We start from the raw sequence: 20,497 nt of genomic DNA, 5'->3' as shown, positions 1-20,497 counted from the left end.
ATCTGCTATTGCTTGCTAATGTTTGCTAATACTTTATGCAACTTATTTCAATACCACGTCTCTACAGTAGTAAAAAAGCGTGGAACTACAGTGATGGGGTATGACTGGATAATATCAGGTTTGGTCGGAAACGCAAACGCGGGGACTTAACAATTCGCTCATTCGCTCATTCAAAATTCAAAATGAAAGACACTTTCAGTTGGGAATTTAAACCCCAACTGAAAGTGAGGAGCCAGTGTCGTGGTGAGGCAGCACTGCGGGAGGGTTTCCCTCGTGCCGGCTCTGCCTTCATGGTTTCCCGACTTGAGACATCTGGCGTACTACGTATAAACGTAGGGGTCTTAGACCCTTTAATTTACGATAAAAATTTTTGAATTATCAGTAATTATCAGAACTTGATATAAATTATCACAAGTCATTAACAGTGCAAAATTCAAATTTTTTTAAGACTGCAAACTGGATGTATTGCCGCTAGAGTGCAATTTAAGTACTCTTAAGCTTTATAAGACAGCTTTTGGCAAAAAATAAGTTAACTTAAATATAGGTATTGTTTCTCAACAAGTTAGAAGAACTAAAGTTAAAAGAACTATTGATATACAAGCGACAAGGCACAGATATTCATTAATTTCCCATGAACATTCTTAGTAACCTGCTTTCTCAACCAGCTCAAAACAAGCCTCAAAAAAAGCAACGCCGAGGAATTGAAATCAAATCGCCGCGTGAAATTGAAATTATGCGGCAATCAGGAAAAATAGTGGCAACCGTCCTCAAAGAAATTTCCGAGCTGGTAAAGCCAGGTATGACCACAGCTGATTTGGATGCTCATGCGGAGAGACGCATCCGGGAGATGGATGCAACACCTAGCTTTAAAGGATATCACGGTTTTCCTGGTTCTATCTGCTCCAGCATCAACAATGAAGTTGTACATGGCATTCCTACTGCCAAAAAAGTCATCCGCGCTGGAGATGTCTTAAAAGTCGATACCGGCGCATATTACCAAGGCTTTCATGGTGATTCTTGCATTACAATTGCTGTGGGCGAAGTCACCCCAGAAGCTGCAAGACTGATTCGCGTAGCAGAAGAAGCTCTTTTCAAAGGCATTGAACAGGTGAAAGCAGGAAACTACCTGATGGATATTGCTGGAGCAATTGAAGACCATGTGAAGGCAAATAAGTTTAGTGTAGTACAGGACTTTACCGGACACGGTGTTGGTCGTAACCTGCATGAAGAACCTTCAGTTTTCAACTTCCGCACCCGCGAAATGCCAAATGTAAAACTGCGTGCGGGGATGACGCTGGCAATTGAGCCAATTTTGAATGCTGGTTCTAAGTATACACGCACCTTGTCTGACCGTTGGACAGCTGTGACGGTGGATAATTCTCTATCCGCTCAGTTTGAGCATACTGTGTTGGTGACAGAGACGGGATACGAAATTTTGACAGATCGCTCGAAAGTTTAAATGATGTAAATTTATCATTGAAAATTGAGTTCTTCAGACCCCCGACTTCTTAAAGAAGTCGGGGGTCTTGTTTTTTCACAAATCCAAGGGCAGACTGCTATATATAGCGCTTTTCGTTTCAATGAAGTACAAATTTATCTGTGTCCATCTGTGTCCATCTGTGGTTCTTATTTCTTGATGTATTGCACTCAACACTCAAGCGCTATATTATCTTCACTTCATTAATGCTTGAAAGCCTGCTTGTACAAAATGCTGATCAAAAGTCAAAGCTTGAGTCACTTGTGCTTGCATGACTACAAATGAAATGCAATCAACCAAACCCCATGCTTTATCTTGGTACGTTTTGTAGAGTATAAACGCTTGCTCGAATATTTGTGGAGTAAGCCGCACAATTTCTACTTCTTCTCAAGAAAAAAACTGCTCAATGATTTCAACCGCTTTGTCTTTATAATTTCGTGCTAAAGCGTTACCAATTTCCAGCAATACAGCGTCAGTTGTGATTAAAGAGTATCCTTCCAATTTGTCGGCTAATTCGTAGGCTTTTTGGTGATACTGGTCACGCTGGTTAATCAAGGCTACAACAAATAAAGTGTCAACAAATACTTTATTCGACACCTTTTTTCCCACTTACATATAAATCAAGATTGGCAGCAAAATCTTCTGGTGCATCAATCTTAATCTGTTTTAGTTTAGACATGAAGCTTGGTTTCTGTGAGCTTTGTTTAGATTGGGTAAAGTTTTTGATGAGATATAGCTCATCAAGATGTTTTTCGTCAAGGTTGTCAATTTCTGCTTGGATTTTTTCTTTTGTACTGATTTTTGTATCTCCTGTTTTCTTTAATTTCAGATAATTTTAACTTAGATAATTTTAACAATGGTTACTGGGGCTAACTCTATTGTGCCTCTTAAAAAATTGTACTTTGTCTACAATAGACCTTATGCAAAAGTCAATTTTTTGAAATATTAAACCATAGATTCACACAGATGCACACAGGTATAGCGGTTTGCAACCCTTGTAAGGTACAGAAAAAAATAATGAACCACAGATGGACACAGATGGACACAGATAAATAATTAGTTCATTCAATTGAGTTGCGTTATAAATTCTCTGCGTTTATCTGCGTTTATCTGCGGTTCCAAATAGCCCTAAACCAATTTTTGCAATAATTTGCAAGAAATTTCTTAAACCGACTTTGGCAATGCCACAAGACAAAAATTAGGCTGCTCGTTCACATCTTCCAACCGCGAAGTTTTTAACCTATCAAGCCACTTTTGCATAAACACTTGATTGGCTTTTTGCTCATCTGGATCTTGAGTATCCAACGGATTTGGCATCAGTCCTAAAATCGTCGCTGTGGTGACACAAAACATCGATTTTTGGAAACTGATACAAATTTGTACCCGCAAATCATCTTCTCCCCGACGAGTGCGACGATAAACTTCGTGCAAATAATCTGGAAGATAATGACGCATATCCTGCATCAACAAAGTAGGAGGAATACCCGCCCCGCCAATTGGTAATGGATCAGCATACAAAGCGCCATATTGAAATCGAGATTGATCGGGGGGAATTTGATATGCTTTAGCATTATATGAAACTGTGCCATGAAATGGCGTTCCCCGGAAGAAAACTGCTTCTACATAAGGTATTGCTGTGTCTGCAAGGAATGTTAAGCCTACAGATTTAGGAATGATATCGTAAACTTTATCCCGAATTTTCACAGAGTAGGTAATTGGCTTACTGGCATCTGCTACTAAACCTGCTTTGATATGGTCTACAACATCAGGAATAGATTTGATTTCTCCTTGATCGTAACGGTCTGATAAAGTGAGGAAAATATCAGCCATCACCCGCCAAAATTGACCTAAACCAGTTGTGTAAGCACTGACTCGCAACTGTTCAGTTAAGAAATCAGGAAATAGTTGATTAACTCCCATTATAATGGGATTGTTTTTAAATTTTGCTTTGATAACAGCTTGCGCTCTTTCTTGAAATTCTGTTGAATCGAGATATTTATCTAACCCACCTCCACCATGCCACATCATTGATTTCATGCAATACTCGGCATATTCAAAATTTATTCTGTCATGCCACCAATGCCGTAGTAGTTTTTTAAAAGAAAAGTCTCCGTTAAAATATTTAAAAAACGGAAAGAACACTAAAAATTGATGCTCAGCCATGTATATCAGATTTTTTGAGTAAGCATCTAAAACAACTCCATAGCTTTTGAGAATGCCGACAACTTCTAACAAATTTTCTGGGGTATCAGGAAGTAATGCTCCTCCTGATTCTAGTCGCTCAATATACTCACCTAATGGATAGTTAATAGGCTTATTTTGGATGTTTACCATTGCCATTTCTCCGAAAGTCATTGTTGAGTAAAAGTTTTTTACTAATATTTTGTACCTGTGCCAGATGCACCGACACAGACGAAACCCACCTACGTGGGTTTCAAAATGGTTAAAGTCCGCGTAGATGGACTTTGTTGGACAAGCCAAAGCTGTCTAAGTTTTGCCTTTTGCCTTAACCAAAGACACCGTTGCTACAGGGTTTGGCGTGTTAACCATCGCTGTCATTGTTGGTTCTGTCCAACGTACTAACCAATTGGGTTGGATACCAAAAATCACAATCAGCACAGCTAAAACCACCGCAGGTGTACGATCTGCCCAAGATACGCGTGGCAAGTTAATGACTTGTGCAGACAAGCGCCCAAAAAAGGCACGATTCATCAGAATTAAGAAGTAAACAGCGGTTAAGCCTGTACCAATCATGCTGAGCAAAGTCTGTACCGGATAAACTGCGAAACTACCGCGAAAAACGATGAATTCGGCAATAAATCCAATCATTCCCGGTATACCAGCACTTGCCATCACTCCCAAAACCATCAAGCTTCCAATTACGGGCATACCGCGTTCTGGGTTGAGAAGTCCCTGGAGAACATTTAAATCGCGGCTTCCTGCTTTTTTATACACAACCCCCACAAGTAAAAACAGCAGGGCAGAAATCAAGCCGTGGCTAATCATTTCCATGATGCCTCCCAACACGCTGAGAGGTGTTCCAGCAGCCGCAGCTAAAAGCACATAGCCCATGTGTCCAATCGAACTATATGCCACCATTTTTTTCATATCTGTTTGGGCGATCGCACAAGATGCACCATAAAGCACGCTCACCACCGCCCACGTTGCTAAAGCGGGAGCCAAATAACTCCAAGCTTCGGGCAACAAGTTCATCCCAAACCGCAGTAAACCATAGGTTCCTAACTTCAACAGTACTCCAGCCAACAACACTGAAATCGGTGTCGATGCCTCGACGTGAGCATCTGGTAGCCAAGTATGGAAGGGAACTAGGGGAATTTTGATGCCAAAACCAATTAAAATTCCTACTAGCAGTAATATCTGTGTTTCCAAAGACAGAGACTTGGTATTCAAGGCGTCTAGAGCAAAGGTAGAAGCACCACTCAGCCAAACTATGCCAAGAAAACTTGCCAAAATGATAATCCCAGAAACAGCGGTGTAAATCAGAAATTTAGTCGCTGCATAGCCCCGCTTTTCACCACCCCAAATAGCAATCAAAAAATATAGGGGAATCAGTTCTATCTCGTAAAACAGGAAAAACAGCAGTAAATCCTGTGCCATGAAAGCGCCAGTCACCCCAGCATTTAACAGCAGGAGCAAAGAGTAATAAAATCGAGGACGGGCAATATTTTCATCGGTGCTGTAGATGGCGATGCAAGTCAACAACCCATTTAAAAGCAACAAAGGTAGTGACAAACCATCTAGTCCCAGGTGATAACTCAATCCTAAAGCATCTACCCAAGGAAAGAATTCGCTAAACTGTTGACTGACTTCCCCAGGGTCAAACTGGCTTGAAAGCACCGCAGTCCATAAGAAGGCGATACTCGCAACGACCAAAGCAACTCCACGGGAAAGTTTTGGGGAGATGCCAGGCAAGAAACTGATGAAAGCCGCACCTAGCAACGGCACCAAAAGCAAAGCACTGAGCATAGATAAACAGGGCGAAGGGGAACAAGGAGACTAAAACGGAAATTTATTCAGCAAGCCCAATGACCAACTAATGAAAAAACCTAAGACGCTGATGCCTACAAGAATGGTCAATAGGTATCCTTGAGAGCGACCGGAAACGCTGTACTTCAAGGTTTGTCCACCGAAAATTGCTGCAAACCCAACTAAGTTAATGAGACCATCAACAACAAAGCGATCGCTCCAAGCAGAAATTTTAGAAAGCAGCGCGACGGCACTCACTACCGTCACTCGGTAGAGTCGATCAATGTAAAAGTTATAACCCAACAAGTCTTGCAAGAATCTCCAGGCAAGGACTGTGGATCTCGACCAAGCCTTGTGCAAATAGATGTTAGACCCTATGCCTATCCCCAGCACTGTGGAGGATACTAACAACCCTACTACTATCCAATTTATACTTTCCCAATCAGGTAGTAGATACCATTGTTGCAACATCAGAGGTAATAACAAAGTTATTACAGTCAGGGATACCATTGGCAATGCCATCTGCCAACCAACTTCTGGGGTGCGGCGGGTCTTTGGTTGCGGTGTACCCCAAAATATTAAGCGAAATAGGCGTGTCAAATTCAATGCCGTTAAACCATTGACCAGCACTAAGACGGCAACTACCCAAGGGCTAACCAATGCCAAGCCATCAGCCCATCCTAACATTGCCCAAAAGCTTCCCAATGGCAGCAGCGTTACCATTCCACCCGCACCGACAACAAACGCTGTGGTGGTTGCTGGCATCTTTGACCACAAACCGCCCATTTCTGTTAAATCTTGAGTGTTAGTCGTAAATATGACTGAACCAGAACTCATGAATAATAGTGCTTTGGCAATTGCATGAGCTAGCAGCAACATCAGAGCAACTCCTCCTTGCTCCATCCCTACCGCCAAAAACGCTAATCCCATGTATGCACTGGTGGAATGAGAAAGCGCTCGTTTAATGTCAATTTGGGCGAGCGACACTAACGATGCACCGACTGCTGTCACCGTACCCATGATTATCAAAGCATTTAATGCGACTGGCGATAGCGCTAATATTGGTTGTAGTTTAAATAGCAGATACGCTCCACCAGCAACCACCAGAGAGTTTCGCATCACTGAAGCTGGGTTGGGACCTTCCATCGCCTCATCTAACCACAGATGCAGCGGAAATTGAGCGCACTTCCCCGCAGGTCCTGCTATCAGTGCTAAACCTAGTAAAGCTGATACCGTCGGACTTAAGTTTGCCGTCTGCGCCCATTCATATAAGTCGGAAAAGTTCAAGCTGCCTGCTATGGTGGAAAGTGTCACAACTGCCATCAGCAGCAACAAGTCTCCCACTCGCTTAGTGAGAAATGCATCTCGCGCTGCTGTAACCACTAACGGTTGAGCATACCAGAAGCCCACCAGCAAGTAAGTGGAAAGAGTCAGCGTTTCCAAAAGGGCATAGCTGAGAAATAGAGAGTCACTAATGGCTAATCCACTCAGCGCTGCTTCAAAAAATCCCATCAGCGCAAAGAAACGCGCTAAAGCCCAGTCCTTTTCCATATAACCAAGGGCGTAAGTTTGTGCGAGTAAACTTAACCCTGTAATTAAAACTGTTGCTCCAACACTGATTGGCGAGACTTCTAAAGCAATGGATAGGTCAAAATCCGCAGCTTTAAACCAGGTAATTAAGAAATTTTCTGGTTCTCTATCCCAAATATCAATAAATATAAACACGCTATGGACAAAAGCGAAAACGGTTGTTAACCAGTTGAAATAAGCAGCTGGTCTTGGTCCTGTGCGCCGAATTAATCCGATTGCCCACGGCAAGGTGAGAAGCGCACCTATTAATCCATAAAAAGGTATCCACCAACTTGTTGAGAACAGCAACTGATTCATTTAAATATTCCTTAATGGCTTACTATCAAGATTTTTTTTTCATTTTATGAAATTATTTTGTCTGAACTAACTTGAACAATTGAAATTAGATTATTTAAATAATCTTCTTTCATTTTTCTGGCTCGCAAAGGCAAAACAAATATAATATATTCCAGAAACTATTATTTTCTGAGCTTTACTGGTCTTTAATTGAAGACCATAAATTACTAACTTAAAAACCTCCGTTTATAAGGTAGATAATAAAAAATTATATATTTATTCAGCATTTTTTTGCACAAATAGCAAAAAAGGAGGAAAGACTACTGTGCCATCACTCCTTGAGTTTTTAGCCATTCCTCTAAAGGCAGAAATTCTGCCTTTTTGAAGCTGTTTGAGCAAATGTAATAAAAAAATTATAAACCAGAAGTGGCTGCTCCAGGGATCTGTGAAGTTCGGTTGAGTAAAATCACCTTTATCAAATGATGTTAAGGTTTTTTAATTTATTTTATTATAAACTATTATGGTAATTTATATTGTCAGGGGCGCAAAGCTTTTCTATGCTTAATTAGGAAATGCTTTTGCAGCTCAAGATGAGCATCCTCGTCAAAAATTTTCCAAGACGGTACATATTTCAATAATTTTGTGGGAGTTCTGCGATGCCAATTGCAGTTGGAATGATTGAAACAAAAGGGTTTCCGGCGGTAGTAGAAGCTGCTGATGCGATGGTGAAAGCCGCTCGCGTCACCCTAGTCGGGTATGAAAAAATCGGTAGCGCTCGGGTGACTGTGATTGTTCGGGGAGACGTTTCTGAAGTACAAGCTTCAGTTGCCGCTGGAGTGGAAGCAGCCAGAAGAGTCAATGGTGGAGAGGTATTGTCCACTCACATCATTGCTCGTCCTCATGAGAACTTAGAATACGTATTGCCAATTCGTTACACCGAAGCTGTGGATCAGTTCCGCACTTAACAATTTTAGATTTTAGATTTCTGAATGAATCAAGCTATAAGCAGGGGCAGCTTTAAGCTTGGCAGATGTGAAAATCTGAAACTCTTGTGGCTAAGTTTTGTGTTTAATAATCTTGGAAGCTGAGGATTAAAACTCATGTCAATTGCAGTAGGAATGGTGGAAACTTTGGGGTTTCCGGCGGTCGTAGAAGCAGCAGATGCGATGGTGAAAGCAGCGCGCGTGACTTTAGTCGGCTACGAAAAAATTGGTAGCGGTCGGGTTACAGTGATTGTGCGGGGAGACGTTTCGGAAGTACAAGCTTCAGTTGGTGCTGGAGTTGAATCAGTGAAGCGAGTCAACGGCGGACAAGTGTTGTCTACCCATATCATTGCTCGTCCTCACGAAAACCTGGAATACGTGCTGCCAATTCGTTATACAGAAGATGTGGAACAGTTCCGGGAGAATGTGAACGCAATTCGTCCCTATGACAGAAGACCATAATTTGTAATAATGCACATTGCCAAAGTTCGCGGCACAGTAGTTAGCACTCAAAAAGACCCAAGTCTTAGAGGTGTGAAACTACTGCTCTTGCAATTAGTCGATGAAGAAGGACGTATTCTGCCAGAATACGAGGTAGCAGCCGATAATGTTGGTGCGGGAGTGGATGAGTGGGTACTTGTGAGTCGTGGTAGTGCCGCCCGTCAAGTTCTGGGTAACGAACAGCGTCCAGTAGACGCAGCGGTGGTGGCAATAATTGATACAGTTAATGTCAAAGACCGCCTGATTTACAGCAAAAAAGACCAGTATAGATAGTCATTTGTTATGAGTCATTTGTTACTAGTTCTGGACAAATGATCCTCACGGGTTAGCCAGTTCCCTAGTTGGGAAACCCGCCTATGGCACTTGCCTGCGGCAGGGCGCGTTAGCGAAGGTTCACGCCCAGGAGGCACAGAACTGGTTTCACAAATGACAAGCAGTGCAATAGAGGAGGAATCTAGCGATGGCAGTCCGCAGCACGGCGGCACCCCCAACCCCGTGGTCAAGGAGTTTAGCTGAGCCAAAAATCCATGAAACCGCATTTATACATCCTTTTTCCAACGTTATTGGGGATGTAGAGATAGGCGCAAATGTAATCGTTGCTCCGGGGACTTCGATTAGAGCGGATGAAGGCACACCCTTTCATATAGGTGAAAGCACCAATTTACAAGATGGTGTTGTCGTACATGGGCTGGAGCAAGGTCGAGTTATTGGCGATAACCAAAATGAATACTCGGTATGGATTGGCAGCAATGCATCCATTACCCATATGGCTCTGATTCATGGACCAGCTTATGTTGGAGACAACTGTTTTATAGGCTTTCGCTCCACAGTGTTTAACGCTAGGGTGGGAGCAGGTTGCATCGTGATGATGCACGCTCTGATTCAAGATGTGGAAATTCCACCGGGAAAATACGTACCTTCTGGAGCAATAATTACTAATCAACAACAAGCTGACCGTCTGCCAGATGTGCAGGCGCAGGATAAGCAATTTGCTCATCATGTGATTGGGATTAATCAGGCGTTGCGATCGGGTTATCTGTGTGCTGCGGATAGTAAATGTATAAAAACTATTCGGGATGAGTTAACGAAATCTTATACAAGCAACGGTAATGGGTTTGAGTTTGAAGAGTTAGAAAGGAGTAATGACGTGGCGAGCAGTAGGTTGGGTGCTGAAACAGTAGAGCAATTACGCTATCTGTTGGATCAAGGCTATAAAATTGGTACAGAACACGTAGATCAACGGCGGTTCCGCACTGGCTCTTGGCAGAGTTGCACACCAATAGAAGCGAGATCGGTTGGTGAGGCGATCGCATCTTTGGAAGGTTGTCTTCAGGAACACTCGGGCGAGTACGTTCGTTTATTTGGCATTGACAAAGGCAGACGGCGCGTCCTAGAAACCATCATCCAACGTCCAGATGGGGCGGTGCAAGCACCAGCAAACTTCAAAGCTCCTACCAACCAAACAAATAAAAGCTACAACGGGAATGGTAACGCTCATAGTTACAGTAATGGTAGTGGCAGTGGCAAACTTAGTGCCGAAACTCTAGACCAAGTGAACCAGCTGCTGGCAGGTGGTTACAAAATTGGTTCAGAACACGTAGATGAGCGTCGCTTCCGTACAGGTTCCTGGCAAAGTTGCCAGCCAATTGAATCAACTTCTCCAAGAGAAGTTATTGCTGCGTTGGAAGAGTGCCTGGAAAATCATCAAGGCGAGTACGTACGCTTGATTGGTATTGACCGCAAGGCAAAACGGCGGGTGTTAGAAAGCATTATTCAACGCCCCAACGGTTCTGTCAGTTCATCTAGCAGTTCATCTGGCAGTTCTAAGTCCGTAGTAGCTAGTGCGCCTGCTGCAACTTATTCTGCAAAGGCATCAGCGACCAGTACCCGCTTAAGTTCCGAGGTAGTAGAACAGCTACAGCAACTCATAAACAGTGGCTATAAAATTAGCGCAGAACACGTAGACCAGCGACGGTTCCGTACAGGTTCGTGGGCGAGTTGCGGACAAATTGAAGCTCGTTCTGCACAACAAGCAGCAGCAGCATTAGAAGGCTACCTTGCTGAATACCAAGACGAATACGTGCGGCTCATTGGTATTGACCCGAAAGCTAAGCGTCGCGTACTTGAAACAATTATTCAACGTCCGTGAAGAAAGATAGAAGATAGAAGAAGAATTTTTTCTTGATTCTTTCTTCAGTGTTGTTTCTTCACTCTTTACATAATTCCGGCTTCCGAGGTTACATCCCATGTCTGTGCCGCCACTGCGCCCAAGTTATGACTTTGATTCTTACATAAGTGGCGAGGTGATAATTCATCCCAGTGCAGTACTTGCACCAGGTGTGATACTCCAAGCGGCTCCAAATAGCAAAATAATCATCGGTTCAGGGGTCTGTGTTGGTATGGGGTCAATTCTCCAAGTCCATGAAGGAACCTTAGAAGTAGAAGCAGGAGCAAACCTGGGAGCCGGTCTTTTGATGGTTGGTCAAGGCAAAATAGGGGCAAATGCTTGTATAGGGGCAGCGACAACAATTTTCAATTGTTCTGTTGAACCTGGACAAGTCGTTCCTGCTGGCTCTGTTTTCGGAGATTCGAGTCGGCGCCTAACTGAATCTCCTAAACCAACCAATGAAACAAAACAGCCTGAACTCTCCACAAATGACCTTGCTTCTAGTAATACAAAGTCGGAAAATGGGACAGGCAGACAAAAAGACTTGGGGAGTGGGGGACAAACACAACAGCAGGAAGAATTCATTCCCAAGTCTTCCCCACCTCCCCCATCTCCCTCATCTCCCCCATCTCCCTCATCTCCCTCATCTCCCCCATCTCCCTCATCCCCCCCTCAGGACTCACAAATCAGTACTCACATTTACGGGCAACAAAGCATACAAAAGCTGTTGGTTACATTGTTTCCCCATAAGCAATCCTTGAGCAAACCTACATCTGACGGTCAGTCTGAATAAGTTTTCATTGTTAAGTTGTTAACTTTAAAGAGCAACTAACAATTGAGTATCCTGGAGAATTTGAATGGAGGCTTACAATCAACGGTTTCTAAGTGAACAGGCATCCCGCCGTCGAGATATTTTTAAGGACAGTGCTTTGGGATTAGTGTCTACCTGTAGTTTTCCAGCAATGGTTGGTACAGCGGATATGATGCTCAAGACAGCTGGAGTTCACCTGATTGGATATGAAAAAATTGGCGGTGGTCACTGTACTGCTATTATCAGAGGTGCGATCGCCGATGTGCGTCTGGCGGTAGAATCTGGCGTTCAAACTGCTGAACAATTTGGTCAGTTAGTTTCTAGTTTGGTGATTCCCCGACCTTATCCCAACTTGGAAGCCGTGCTGCCTATCAACAGTCGCCTCAGCGCACTTGCTGAAAATAGCTACAACCGTCTGAGCGATCAGGCAATTGGTTTGGTAGAAACGCGGGGATTTCCGGCGTTGGTGGGAGCTGCTGATGCGATGCTGAAAGCTGCCGATGTTCAATTAGCAGCGTACGAAAAAATTGGTGCGGGTTTGTGTACAGCCATTATTCGTGGCTCCGTGGCAAATGTAGCGGTGGCAGTGGAAGCTGGTATGTACGAGGCAGAACGCATTGGGGAATTAAACGCAGTGATGGTAATTCCAAGACCGCTGGATGAATTGGAGCAAACCTTGCCAGTAGCAAGTTGCTGGATAGAAGAACGTCAACCGTTAAACTTGCCAGTGAATATCAAGGAGCAAGTCGCAGAAACAGAACTCGTGCAATTACCCGATTTAACCAGGTTACCTCTAAAAATGAGCGAAGAATGATTGAGACAAAAAAAGTTAGGAGTTAAGAGGAGCCAGTTGCATACGGAGGCTGCCGACCTTAAGCAAACTGGCGTTGAGGAGTTAAAAGTAAATACTCATAACTCATAACTCATAACTCATAACTCTTAACCTGAGTCGTCCACCATCAAGGTGTGTCACCTTGGCTGGAAGGTATCTTACGCTGTTGTTGCTTTTTTGAATCATAACTTTTCATATTGATAAGTAAAATACCATTTTTCTAATAGGATTAATAGATTTTTATCTATTATCTGTCACTTGTAACTTTTACATAAGCAAAACTACATCAATTTCAAGTGTTCCGTGATACTAGACTATATCTATAGAATGCCTATTAGAGGAGAATAACCCTTGAATCAAGCGACGCTGCACCAGTTGAAGGTGTTCGAGGCGGCGGCACGTCACGGTAGCTTTACTCGCGCCGCAGAGGAACTCTTTCTTACCCAACCCACTGTTTCGATGCAAATTAAGCAACTGACGAAATCAGTAGGGTTGCCGTTATTTGAGCAGGTAGGAAAGCGTCTCTATCTTACGGAAGCGGGACGGGAACTCTTTGCCACTTGTCGGCAGATTTTCGACACAATTGCCCAATTTGAAATGAAAGTGGCAGATTTAAAAGGGTTAAAGCAAGGGCAATTACGCTTGGCAGTGATTACGACTGCTAAATATTTCATTCCACGTTTATTAGGTCGGTTTTGCCAACTTTACCCAGGAATTGATATCGCCCTGCAAGTGACAAATCATGAAGGTATTTTGGAACGCATGAGCGGCAATATGGATGACTTGTATATCATGAGCCAAGTTCCTGAACATCTAGATGTCAATTGCCAGCCATTTTTAGAAAATCCCTTGGTCGTTTTGGCACCGCTTAATCATCCGCTTGCCAAGGAAAAAAATATCCCCATTCAACGTCTTGCTGATGAACCTTTCATTATGCGGGAACCAGGTTCAGGAACGCGGCGAGCGGTACAGAAATTATTCGATGAGCATGAAGTCGTGGTCAAGGTTAAGCTAGAATTAGGGAGTAACGAGGCGATTAAGCAAGCAATTGCAGGTGGTTTAGGAATTTCAGTTTTATCTCGACATACATTAATTACCGATGTTCAGGATATAAGCATTTTGGATGTCGAACACTTTCCGATTCCACGCAATTGGTACATGGTTTACCCATCTGGAAAACAGCTATCTATTGTTGCTCGTACCTATTTTGACTATTTACTGGAGGCAGCAAAGCAATTTGCTCATCAAACCGCAGGTTCTAGTTTTTTCCAAGTAGAGGACAATAGTTAAATAGCCATCATGAACTGCGTAGATCAGGACAGATGAAAATTTATTTTTTCTTCTGCGTTCTGCATCCTGAGTTCTGAGTTCTATTTTCAAGCCAGGTAGAACTATCATTTAGAAAATCTTTTATAGAATCATTTTCACCAGCAGTAGACAATCTGCTTTTGGATTTGAATTATGAACGCTCTAGCCATTCTCCATCTTGAAGACAATGTCTTTGACGCGCATCGGATTGAGCGTGTGCTGGTTAAGGATGGCTGGGAGGTAGTAGCAGAGGTAGTTAAGACGGGCAGTGAGTACATCAGTGCTATTGAACGAGGTGGTTTTGATTTAATCGTTTCAGAAAATGGAGTTGGAGGGTTTTCTGGGGGTTCTGCCTTTGAGATTGCTCATCAAAAGTACCCCAAAGTTCCCTTCATCTTTGTTTCTGGGAATGTCAATGAGAAGGAAGCCACAGCATACTTAGGTATGGGTGCTTTCGACTACATTTCTAAAGAGCAATTGTGGCGATTGCCACTCATGGCTCGATATGCTCTTGAACGTTCTTCATGTCAGCAGCTAGAGCGCTACAACCAGGCGATGGAACTCTTGGTGACTGTTGTTCAGGAACTCTCGCTTGCACGTAATTTAGATGAGATTACAGCTATAGTACGTCGTGCAGCACGAGAACTAACGGGCGCTGATGGAGCAACCTTTGTCCTGCGTGAAGGCAATATGTGCTACTACGCTGAGGAAAACGCTATCCAGCCCTTGTGGAAAGGTCGCCGCTTTCCAATTGACATCTGTATGGGTGGTTGGTGTATGCTGAACCGACAGCAAGCCATCATTGAGGATGTGTACGGTGATGAGCGCATCCCAATTGAAGCATATGAACCAACTTTTATCAAAAGCTTGGTCATGGTGCCAATCCGTAAGGAAGCACCTATTGGCGCTATTGGCAATTACTGGGCTGAAAAACACGCTCCTACCCCAGAGGAGGTACACCTGATCCAAGCTTTGGCTGACAGCACGTCCGTAGCAATGGAAAACGTTCAGGTGTACAGCGAACTAGAACAACGCGTGCGGCAGAGAACATCTGAGCTAGAAGCCGCAAACCAGGAATTGGAAGCTTTTTCCTATACCATTTCTCATGACTTGCGATCGCCTCTCAGGAGCATTATAGGCTTCAGTGAGCTTTTGCAGATGAAATACAACAACCAACTCGACGAGCAGGCAAAGCAATACCTGAACCGCGTGTCTACCTCCGCAAAAGGTATGAACACGCAAATTGATGCCATGCTGTCTTTGCACAAGCTGACACAGGTAGAACTCAAGCGAGAAACAGTTGACCTTAGCCGCATAGCTCAGGAAATTTTATCTCATCTCAAGGCTGTTGAAGCAAATCGTCAAGTGGAAACACACGTTGCACAAGAACTAACGGTGAATGGAGACCGAGTTCTGCTGCGCGTGATGCTGGAAAACTTACTGTCCAACGCCTGGAAGTATTCTGCCAAAGTTGAACAAGCACGCATCGAGTTTGGCGTCAAAAAAGAAAAAAATAGTTCCTCAGTTTTCTACGTGCGGGATAATGGTGCTGGCTTCGACATGAAGCGCGCCGATAAACTGTTCCGCCCCTTCCAGCGCTTACACTCCGACAATGAGTTTCCCGGTACAGGTGTAGGCTTGGCATCAGTACAACGCATTATCCATAAACATGGAGGACGCATTTGGGTAGAGGCGGCTGTCGGTCGAGGGGCGACGTTCTACTTTACTATTAAATAACCAGCAAAAGCATTCATAATCGGAGACGACTGGCAGTGACTAACCCGGAAGTACTACCTGTGCGAAAAACAGTAGAAACCGAAATTGTGGCTGTTACGGTGTATACTGACCAAGCCCTTGTGAACCGACGGGGTATTATAGCGCTAACCGGACTGGAACGAGAATTAGAAATTACCCAAATCCCAGCCACCATAGAAACTGAGTCAGTCAGGGTGAGCGGTACAGGTGAAGTCGCAGTGCGCTTGCTGGGAGTGAGTACAGAACGGGTTTTCTCCACCGAACCCTCCGCCGAACGGCTGATCCATCTGACAAGGCAAATCGAGCAATTAGAAGCAGAATGGAACCTTCTGCAAGCGCAAATCGATGCTTTGGCTTTGCAGTCAAAGTTTATTGAAGGCTTGCGTGAAAAGACAGAAGAACCCTTTGCACAGAGTCTGTCGCGTAAAAATCTTAGCCTGAGCGAGACTTTGGATTTTCTCAATTTTCTAGGAAGCCAGTACAGCGAGTATGCTATTTCCACAGCAGAGTACAAAGTCCAACAGCAGGAATTAGACAAGCAGCTACAAGTCCTGCGTCAGCAGTTACAACAGATACAAACACCCCATCCTAAAGAAAGTTTTAGCTTGAGTGTGGCAATTGAGCCTGGAGGTGCTGGAAACTTTGAGCTAGAAGTCTCTTACGTGGTTAGTTCTGCCAGTTGGACTCCGCTGTATGACTTGCAGGCAAGTACGAGTAGTAATTGTATCAACCTTGCCTATCTTGCTGAAGTTACCCAAAATACTGGTGAAGATTGGACAGATGTATCTCTTACCCTTTCTACCGCTAAACCAGGGCTGGGAATTCTACCACCTAAATTGGAACCTTGGTATATTGACGTACTACGCCCGCTAGAGTTAACGCGTATGCGAAGATTATCGCCTCTACAAGTTGCTTCTGTGGCTATGCCTGCTCCTGCTAGTGGAGAAAATCAAACTACTATAGACACCGAACAACCAGAGGAAAATCTTGTTCTTGCTGAAACTCTTGTTGCAGAAGTTTCCAGAGAAGGAAGTGCAGCCACTTTTAAGCTGAGTAGCGGCGGAAACATTCCCAGTGATGGCGCACCTCATAAAACGACAATTTTTCATGATGATTTCCCTTGTAGCTTTGAGTATGTAGCAGTACCGCGCTCTCTTAGCTTTGCTTATCTACAAGCAAATGTGAAAAATAGTACTAGTGGAGTGACTTTGTTACCAGGGAAAGCAAATATTTTCCGAGATAATACATTTGTTGGCATCACTCAATTAGAGAATGTTGCACCAGGGCAAGAATTCACGCTTAACTTAGGAATTGACGAAGGTTTGAAAATTGAGCGTAATTTAGTAGAACGTCAAGTAGACAAAAAACTGATTGGCAACAATCGGAAAATTACTTATGGTTATCAGATAGTTATTACGAACTTACAAAATCAAGAAGCAAATTTAAAACTCACTGAACAATTACCAGTCAGCCGCAACGAACAAATTAAAGTCCGCCTCAGCCGTAGCAACCCACAAATTCAACTTGGTGAAATGGGAATATTGGAATGGGCTTTCACTCTTCCAGCGCACGCCATACGTGAGATATATTACCAGTTTACTGTTGAGCATCCGCCTGAGTTAACGGTTGTAGGTTTAGATGTTTGACATATTGCCAGCTTTGACTGGGTAAGTCAACTTTACTGCGATCGCTTGCTGGAATCCAACCTCCCATTCAAGGTGAAGTGCGATTGTTAGCAGACGATGTCAAAAGTTATCACTGCAAGAATTGGCGAAACGTCTGAGTCTAGTACTGTTGGAGAAAATAGTATTTTTCGGGTGGGCAATGCCCACTATATCTCAATACGGTTCAGTTAAGGTTGATGTGTAAAAATTCACGTGTGTAGAGACGCGCCATGGCGCGTCTCTACATTGTCTTCCTGATAAGGATTCTGGTCTTATCTGAACGGTATTGCACTATATCTGGGTTATATCTGGGTTTTGGTAAGCATTGCCCACCCTACGTGTACTTCAAAAATCAAATAGGAATCCTATATATACTACGTGATAAGGTGAGAACAATCATCTCTAAGACTTGTCAACACCCCGCACTGAAGTGACGGGGCGTCAAGCCCTAAATTTCGGTTAGTTGACCCGCCTAAGTCCTTAACTGGACTACGTTATCGATAAGTGTTAAAGTTCGTACCTACAAATACGAAGCCAGTTTGTAGCTCTACAACCAAGCGATTAAACAGTTTTACGAGGGGTAAGACAGTGTCGCGCGTGAAAGTACCGACCGATAACATTGGCAAGGCTAACATTACCCCGAAAGGGAGACTCAAATGAGCAAAACATTATGCGTACAGGGTGAAAGATATCAGTTCGTAATTGCCCGAACGAAAGTACATTGCAAAAGTACCCGGTATCAAGTAACCCCAAGGCGGTAATGTATTCAAAGAGGTTTGACGGCAGTTAAAACTGCCTGAGTCGTGTTTCCTCCGCGACATAAATGTACGCGGTTTCCACACTCCCACGAGGCTTTAGATGACTATCAAAAACACCCGTAGTTGGTTTTCGTGTGCGTGCCAGAATTAGGGAGAAACTGAGTTGAGGTTAAAGGTGGTGCAAAATTTTAGGTTTCGCAATAAAAAAGACAACAAACTCAGCAGCACAGCTGTGCTTGGTGGAACAGCAACGAGCGATCTTCTTGACAACGAACTGCAGGAACTTTCGGACAACGAACTGCAGAGTGTGGTGGGCGGTCAAGCACAGATTAGTGTGGACATAACGTTACCTGCGATACCTGCAGTACCTGCTGATCCGGGCGAACCGGGCGGGGGTGCGGTGCCGATGTTACCGGCGATACCGGGGATTTGAAGTTCATTATATCGTCGACTGCGTTGGAGTGCACATCAAATGCACACCGTTCTGTTAGCAGAGATAAACTTCTCTACCACAACTGCCACTTCGGGGTGACCCAATACCTAAATAAAGTTAACTCGTTAAGGCAGTCCTTAGTCATTAGTCATTGGTCATTAGTAAGGGTTTTAGAGGCTTTTACATTTCTTAACATAGTTCGGTTTATTTCTACCTATCTACTTATGTCGTTGAGTGGTATTGAAAACACTATTAAAAATCGGGGCAAAATAGTTAGTAGTTATTGGTTATATCAAGTCCGGTTGAATACTTATCATTTCCTAAGAACCCCACCCCCCGTAAAGCTACGCTTCACGTCCCCTCTCCGCTTGCGGGGAGGGGATAAAGGGGTGGGGTGCAGTCAACGTGGGAATCATAACTAATTAGCCGGACATGATATTAGTGGTTACTAGACATAAAAAACAACGCTCCAAATGTAGAGACGCGCCATGGCGCGTCTCTACAACTAACAATTCCCCATTTGTACACACCTATCACCGTCACACTACACCGTGGCTGTCTTCCCGGTGAGTACGTCAATTAAATATCTGCAACGCCACTGAAATCATCGATAGGAAAGTAAAAAACCCGATCGCATCCAAGGTAGTCGTCAACAACGGACCACTAATGAGAGCTGGATCGAGGTTTAACCGCTTCAAACTCATTGGCAGCACTGTTCCCAACGAAGCGGCTATAAATACGTTCACAATCATCACTGTGGCTGCAACTATAGATACCCATCTTTCTGGGGCAGGCGACCAAATCAGTGAAAGTGTTCCGAGGGCAGTACCTAAGGCTATAGCGGTACCTAACCCAGCTAGAATTTCCTTGCGAAGAATTTTCATGGTGTCCAGCGGTGTGACTTCTCCAACACCCAGACCTCGTACTGTTACTGATAAAGCTTGAATAGCAACATTACCACTGGTGTTAGATAAAATTGGCATGATGACTGCCAGAACAGGTACGTGAGAAATAACACTTTGGAAAGGGGCGATCGCACTAGCTGCACCAATGTACAACCCAATGTTTCCCAATAACCAAGGCAAGCGCTTGCGAATGGTGACTTGAGGAGGAGACAAAGCGGCTTCATCTCCACTCACACCTGCTAGTTTTTGAATGTCTTCTGTGGCTTCCTCTTGCAAGATATCGACCACATCATCAATCGTGATAATACCAACCAATCGGTCTTCCCGGTCAACCACAGGTACAGCGATTAAGTCATATCGTTGCATGATTCGGGCAACTTCTTCCTGTGGCATTTCCGTTTTCACCTTGATCACGCGATTGCTGGCAATATCTCTGATCAAAACATCGGGAAAAGTAAACAGCAGTTGTCGCAGCGAAACAACACTCACCAATTGGCGATCATCATCTGTCACATAGGCATAGTAAATTGTCTCTTTATCTTCGTCTTGACGACGGATTTTACTCAAAGCCTCTCCCACAGTCAATCCTTGCCGCAACCGCACGTATTCTGTTGTCATCACGCGTCCTGCGGTGCCTTCAGAATAGCCGAGAATTGTTGCTGTTGCTTGCCGTTGTTCTGGACTCAGTTCTTGTAAGAGGCGTTTGACAACTCCAGCCGGCAACTCGTCAAACAATTCTGCGCGTTCATCCGGACTCATCGCCTCGACAATTTGCGCTACCTGAACATCATGCAGGGAATTTATGATTTCTTCCTGCACTTCTTTTGGCAGATATTCAAAAACATCAATTGCCTGATGTTTGTTGAGTAAACGGAATGCGATCGCCCGTTGTTGCTTGGGCAATTGTGTTATGTACTCTCCCGCATCCACGGGTTGTAAACAATTCAAATCCAACTTGAGCTGGTTTAAGTCGGCAATATCAATACCTGAATTGCTAACATCCTGCATGAGCATCATAAAACCTCCTATGGTCTCCCCCGCGCTGGGAGA

18 protein-coding genes and 1 pseudogene are annotated in these 20,497 nt (G+C 43.9%); 13 read left to right on the top strand and 6 right to left on the bottom strand.

What is annotated here, in order from left to right:
* Positions 1-182: 182 nt before the first annotated feature.
* Together ACM0OZ_RS14665 and map are read left to right on the top strand one after the other, a co-directional pair.
* A complete protein-coding gene (locus tag ACM0OZ_RS14665; RefSeq protein ID WP_414583546.1) occupies positions 183-374 on the top strand; it encodes a hypothetical protein in 192 nt (63 codons plus the stop codon).
* 257 nt (positions 375-631) lie between these two features.
* Complete coding sequence (map, locus tag ACM0OZ_RS14660; RefSeq protein ID WP_414583545.1) at positions 632-1,459, top strand: type I methionyl aminopeptidase; 828 nt, start codon at positions 632-634, stop codon at positions 1,457-1,459.
* A 213-nt stretch (positions 1,460-1,672) separates the two neighbouring features.
* Here the strand turns inward: map and ACM0OZ_RS14655 are convergent, their stop codons facing one another.
* The 5 genes from ACM0OZ_RS14655 to ACM0OZ_RS14635 form a co-directional block, all read right to left on the bottom strand.
* The gene (locus tag ACM0OZ_RS14655) at positions 1,673-1,849 is read right to left on the bottom strand and encodes a type II toxin-antitoxin system VapC family toxin (RefSeq protein ID WP_414583544.1); all 177 of its coding nucleotides are present in this window, start codon (positions 1,847-1,849) and stop codon (positions 1,673-1,675) included.
* A 15-nt stretch (positions 1,850-1,864) separates the two neighbouring features.
* Positions 1,865-2,074, bottom strand: coding sequence for a hypothetical protein (locus ACM0OZ_RS14650; RefSeq protein WP_414583543.1), 210 nt, complete (start codon positions 2,072-2,074; stop codon positions 1,865-1,867).
* A 567-nt stretch (positions 2,075-2,641) separates the two neighbouring features.
* The gene (locus ACM0OZ_RS14645) at positions 2,642-3,811 is read right to left on the bottom strand and encodes a CO2 hydration protein (protein ID WP_414583542.1); all 1,170 of its coding nucleotides are present in this window, start codon (positions 3,809-3,811) and stop codon (positions 2,642-2,644) included.
* A gap of 153 nt (positions 3,812-3,964) precedes the next feature.
* Entirely contained in the window at positions 3,965-5,464 is a 1,500-nt protein-coding gene (locus tag ACM0OZ_RS14640) for an NADH-quinone oxidoreductase subunit M (RefSeq protein ID WP_414583541.1), read from the bottom strand.
* A 30-nt stretch (positions 5,465-5,494) separates the two neighbouring features.
* Entirely contained in the window at positions 5,495-7,351 is a 1,857-nt protein-coding gene (locus ACM0OZ_RS14635; RefSeq protein ID WP_414583540.1) for an NAD(P)H-quinone oxidoreductase subunit F, read from the bottom strand.
* Between the two features lie 635 nt (positions 7,352-7,986).
* Between ACM0OZ_RS14635 and ACM0OZ_RS14630 the strand changes: the two genes are divergently transcribed.
* The 11 genes and pseudogenes from ACM0OZ_RS14630 (at position 7,987) to ACM0OZ_RS14580 (ending at position 18,542) form a co-directional block, all read left to right on the top strand.
* Positions 7,987-8,295, top strand: a complete 309-nt coding sequence (locus tag ACM0OZ_RS14630; protein WP_041040035.1) for a carbon dioxide-concentrating mechanism protein CcmK — start codon at positions 7,987-7,989, stop codon at positions 8,293-8,295.
* A gap of 135 nt (positions 8,296-8,430) precedes the next feature.
* Positions 8,431-8,775 (top strand): carbon dioxide-concentrating mechanism protein CcmK, encoded by a 345-nt coding sequence (locus ACM0OZ_RS14625; protein ID WP_073627047.1) that lies wholly within the window; start codon positions 8,431-8,433, stop codon positions 8,773-8,775.
* A gap of 9 nt (positions 8,776-8,784) precedes the next feature.
* A complete protein-coding gene (locus ACM0OZ_RS14620; RefSeq protein ID WP_041040031.1) occupies positions 8,785-9,087 on the top strand; it encodes a EutN/CcmL family microcompartment protein in 303 nt (100 codons plus the stop codon).
* 187 nt (positions 9,088-9,274) lie between these two features.
* Positions 9,275-10,963 (top strand): ribulose bisphosphate carboxylase small subunit, encoded by a 1,689-nt coding sequence (locus tag ACM0OZ_RS14615; RefSeq protein WP_414583539.1) that lies wholly within the window; start codon positions 9,275-9,277, stop codon positions 10,961-10,963.
* Positions 10,964-11,060: 97 nt separating this feature from the next.
* Positions 11,061-11,774 carry a transferase gene (locus ACM0OZ_RS14610; RefSeq protein WP_414583538.1) on the top strand — a complete coding sequence of 238 codons (714 nt, stop codon included), beginning with the start codon at positions 11,061-11,063 and terminating at the stop codon, positions 11,772-11,774.
* A gap of 64 nt (positions 11,775-11,838) precedes the next feature.
* Positions 11,839-12,606 (top strand): carbon dioxide-concentrating mechanism protein, encoded by a 768-nt coding sequence (locus ACM0OZ_RS14605; protein WP_414583537.1) that lies wholly within the window; start codon positions 11,839-11,841, stop codon positions 12,604-12,606.
* 369 nt (positions 12,607-12,975) lie between these two features.
* The gene (locus tag ACM0OZ_RS14600; RefSeq protein WP_414583536.1) at positions 12,976-13,914 is read left to right on the top strand and encodes a LysR substrate-binding domain-containing protein; all 939 of its coding nucleotides are present in this window, start codon (positions 12,976-12,978) and stop codon (positions 13,912-13,914) included.
* Between the two features lie 171 nt (positions 13,915-14,085).
* Complete coding sequence (locus ACM0OZ_RS14595; protein WP_414583535.1) at positions 14,086-15,669, top strand: ATP-binding protein; 1,584 nt, start codon at positions 14,086-14,088, stop codon at positions 15,667-15,669.
* A 35-nt stretch (positions 15,670-15,704) separates the two neighbouring features.
* The gene (locus tag ACM0OZ_RS14590) at positions 15,705-17,333 is read left to right on the top strand and encodes a mucoidy inhibitor MuiA family protein (protein ID WP_414583534.1); all 1,629 of its coding nucleotides are present in this window, start codon (positions 15,705-15,707) and stop codon (positions 17,331-17,333) included.
* A 20-nt stretch (positions 17,334-17,353) separates the two neighbouring features.
* Positions 17,354-17,493, top strand: a pseudogene (locus ACM0OZ_RS14585) (ABC transporter ATP-binding protein); the annotation flags it as partial.
* Between the two features lie 779 nt (positions 17,494-18,272).
* Positions 18,273-18,542 (top strand): bacteriocin, encoded by a 270-nt coding sequence (locus ACM0OZ_RS14580; RefSeq protein ID WP_414583533.1) that lies wholly within the window; start codon positions 18,273-18,275, stop codon positions 18,540-18,542.
* Positions 18,543-19,117: 575 nt separating this feature from the next.
* Here the strand turns inward: ACM0OZ_RS14580 and mgtE are convergent.
* Entirely contained in the window at positions 19,118-20,461 is a 1,344-nt protein-coding gene (mgtE, locus tag ACM0OZ_RS14575; RefSeq protein ID WP_414583552.1) for a magnesium transporter, read from the bottom strand.
* Positions 20,462-20,497 lie beyond the last annotated feature (36 nt).

Source organism: Scytonema sp. PCC 10023 (genome assembly GCF_963920835.1).
Lineage (GTDB): Bacteria > Cyanobacteriota > Cyanobacteriia > Cyanobacteriales > Nostocaceae > Kalymmatonema.
Note: the sequence above shows the minus strand (reverse complement) of the source record. Positions and strands in the feature narration are given on the sequence as shown.

What these genes read in the sequence shown, in the direction of transcription:
- ACM0OZ_RS14665 (WP_414583546.1), top strand. Translation starts at nt 183, where the DNA reads ATGAAAGACACTTTCAGTTGGGAATTTAAACCCCAACTGAAAGTGAGG.
- map (WP_414583545.1), top strand. Translation starts at nt 632, where the DNA reads ATGAACATTCTTAGTAACCTGCTTTCTCAACCAGCTCAAAACAAGCCT.
- ACM0OZ_RS14645 (WP_414583542.1), bottom strand. Translation starts at nt 3,811, where the DNA reads ATGGTAAACATCCAAAATAAGCCTATTAACTATCCATTAGGTGAGTAT.
- ACM0OZ_RS14640 (WP_414583541.1), bottom strand. Translation starts at nt 5,464, where the DNA reads ATGCTCAGTGCTTTGCTTTTGGTGCCGTTGCTAGGTGCGGCTTTCATC.
- ACM0OZ_RS14635 (WP_414583540.1), bottom strand. Translation starts at nt 7,351, where the DNA reads ATGAATCAGTTGCTGTTCTCAACAAGTTGGTGGATACCTTTTTATGGA.
- ACM0OZ_RS14630 (WP_041040035.1), top strand. Translation starts at nt 7,987, where the DNA reads ATGCCAATTGCAGTTGGAATGATTGAAACAAAAGGGTTTCCGGCGGTA.
- ACM0OZ_RS14625 (WP_073627047.1), top strand. Translation starts at nt 8,431, where the DNA reads ATGTCAATTGCAGTAGGAATGGTGGAAACTTTGGGGTTTCCGGCGGTC.
- ACM0OZ_RS14620 (WP_041040031.1), top strand. Translation starts at nt 8,785, where the DNA reads ATGCACATTGCCAAAGTTCGCGGCACAGTAGTTAGCACTCAAAAAGAC.
- ACM0OZ_RS14615 (WP_414583539.1), top strand. Translation starts at nt 9,275, where the DNA reads ATGGCAGTCCGCAGCACGGCGGCACCCCCAACCCCGTGGTCAAGGAGT.
- ACM0OZ_RS14610 (WP_414583538.1), top strand. Translation starts at nt 11,061, where the DNA reads ATGTCTGTGCCGCCACTGCGCCCAAGTTATGACTTTGATTCTTACATA.
- ACM0OZ_RS14605 (WP_414583537.1), top strand. Translation starts at nt 11,839, where the DNA reads ATGGAGGCTTACAATCAACGGTTTCTAAGTGAACAGGCATCCCGCCGT.
- ACM0OZ_RS14595 (WP_414583535.1), top strand. Translation starts at nt 14,086, where the DNA reads ATGAACGCTCTAGCCATTCTCCATCTTGAAGACAATGTCTTTGACGCG.
- mgtE (WP_414583552.1), bottom strand. Translation starts at nt 20,461, where the DNA reads ATGCTCATGCAGGATGTTAGCAATTCAGGTATTGATATTGCCGACTTA.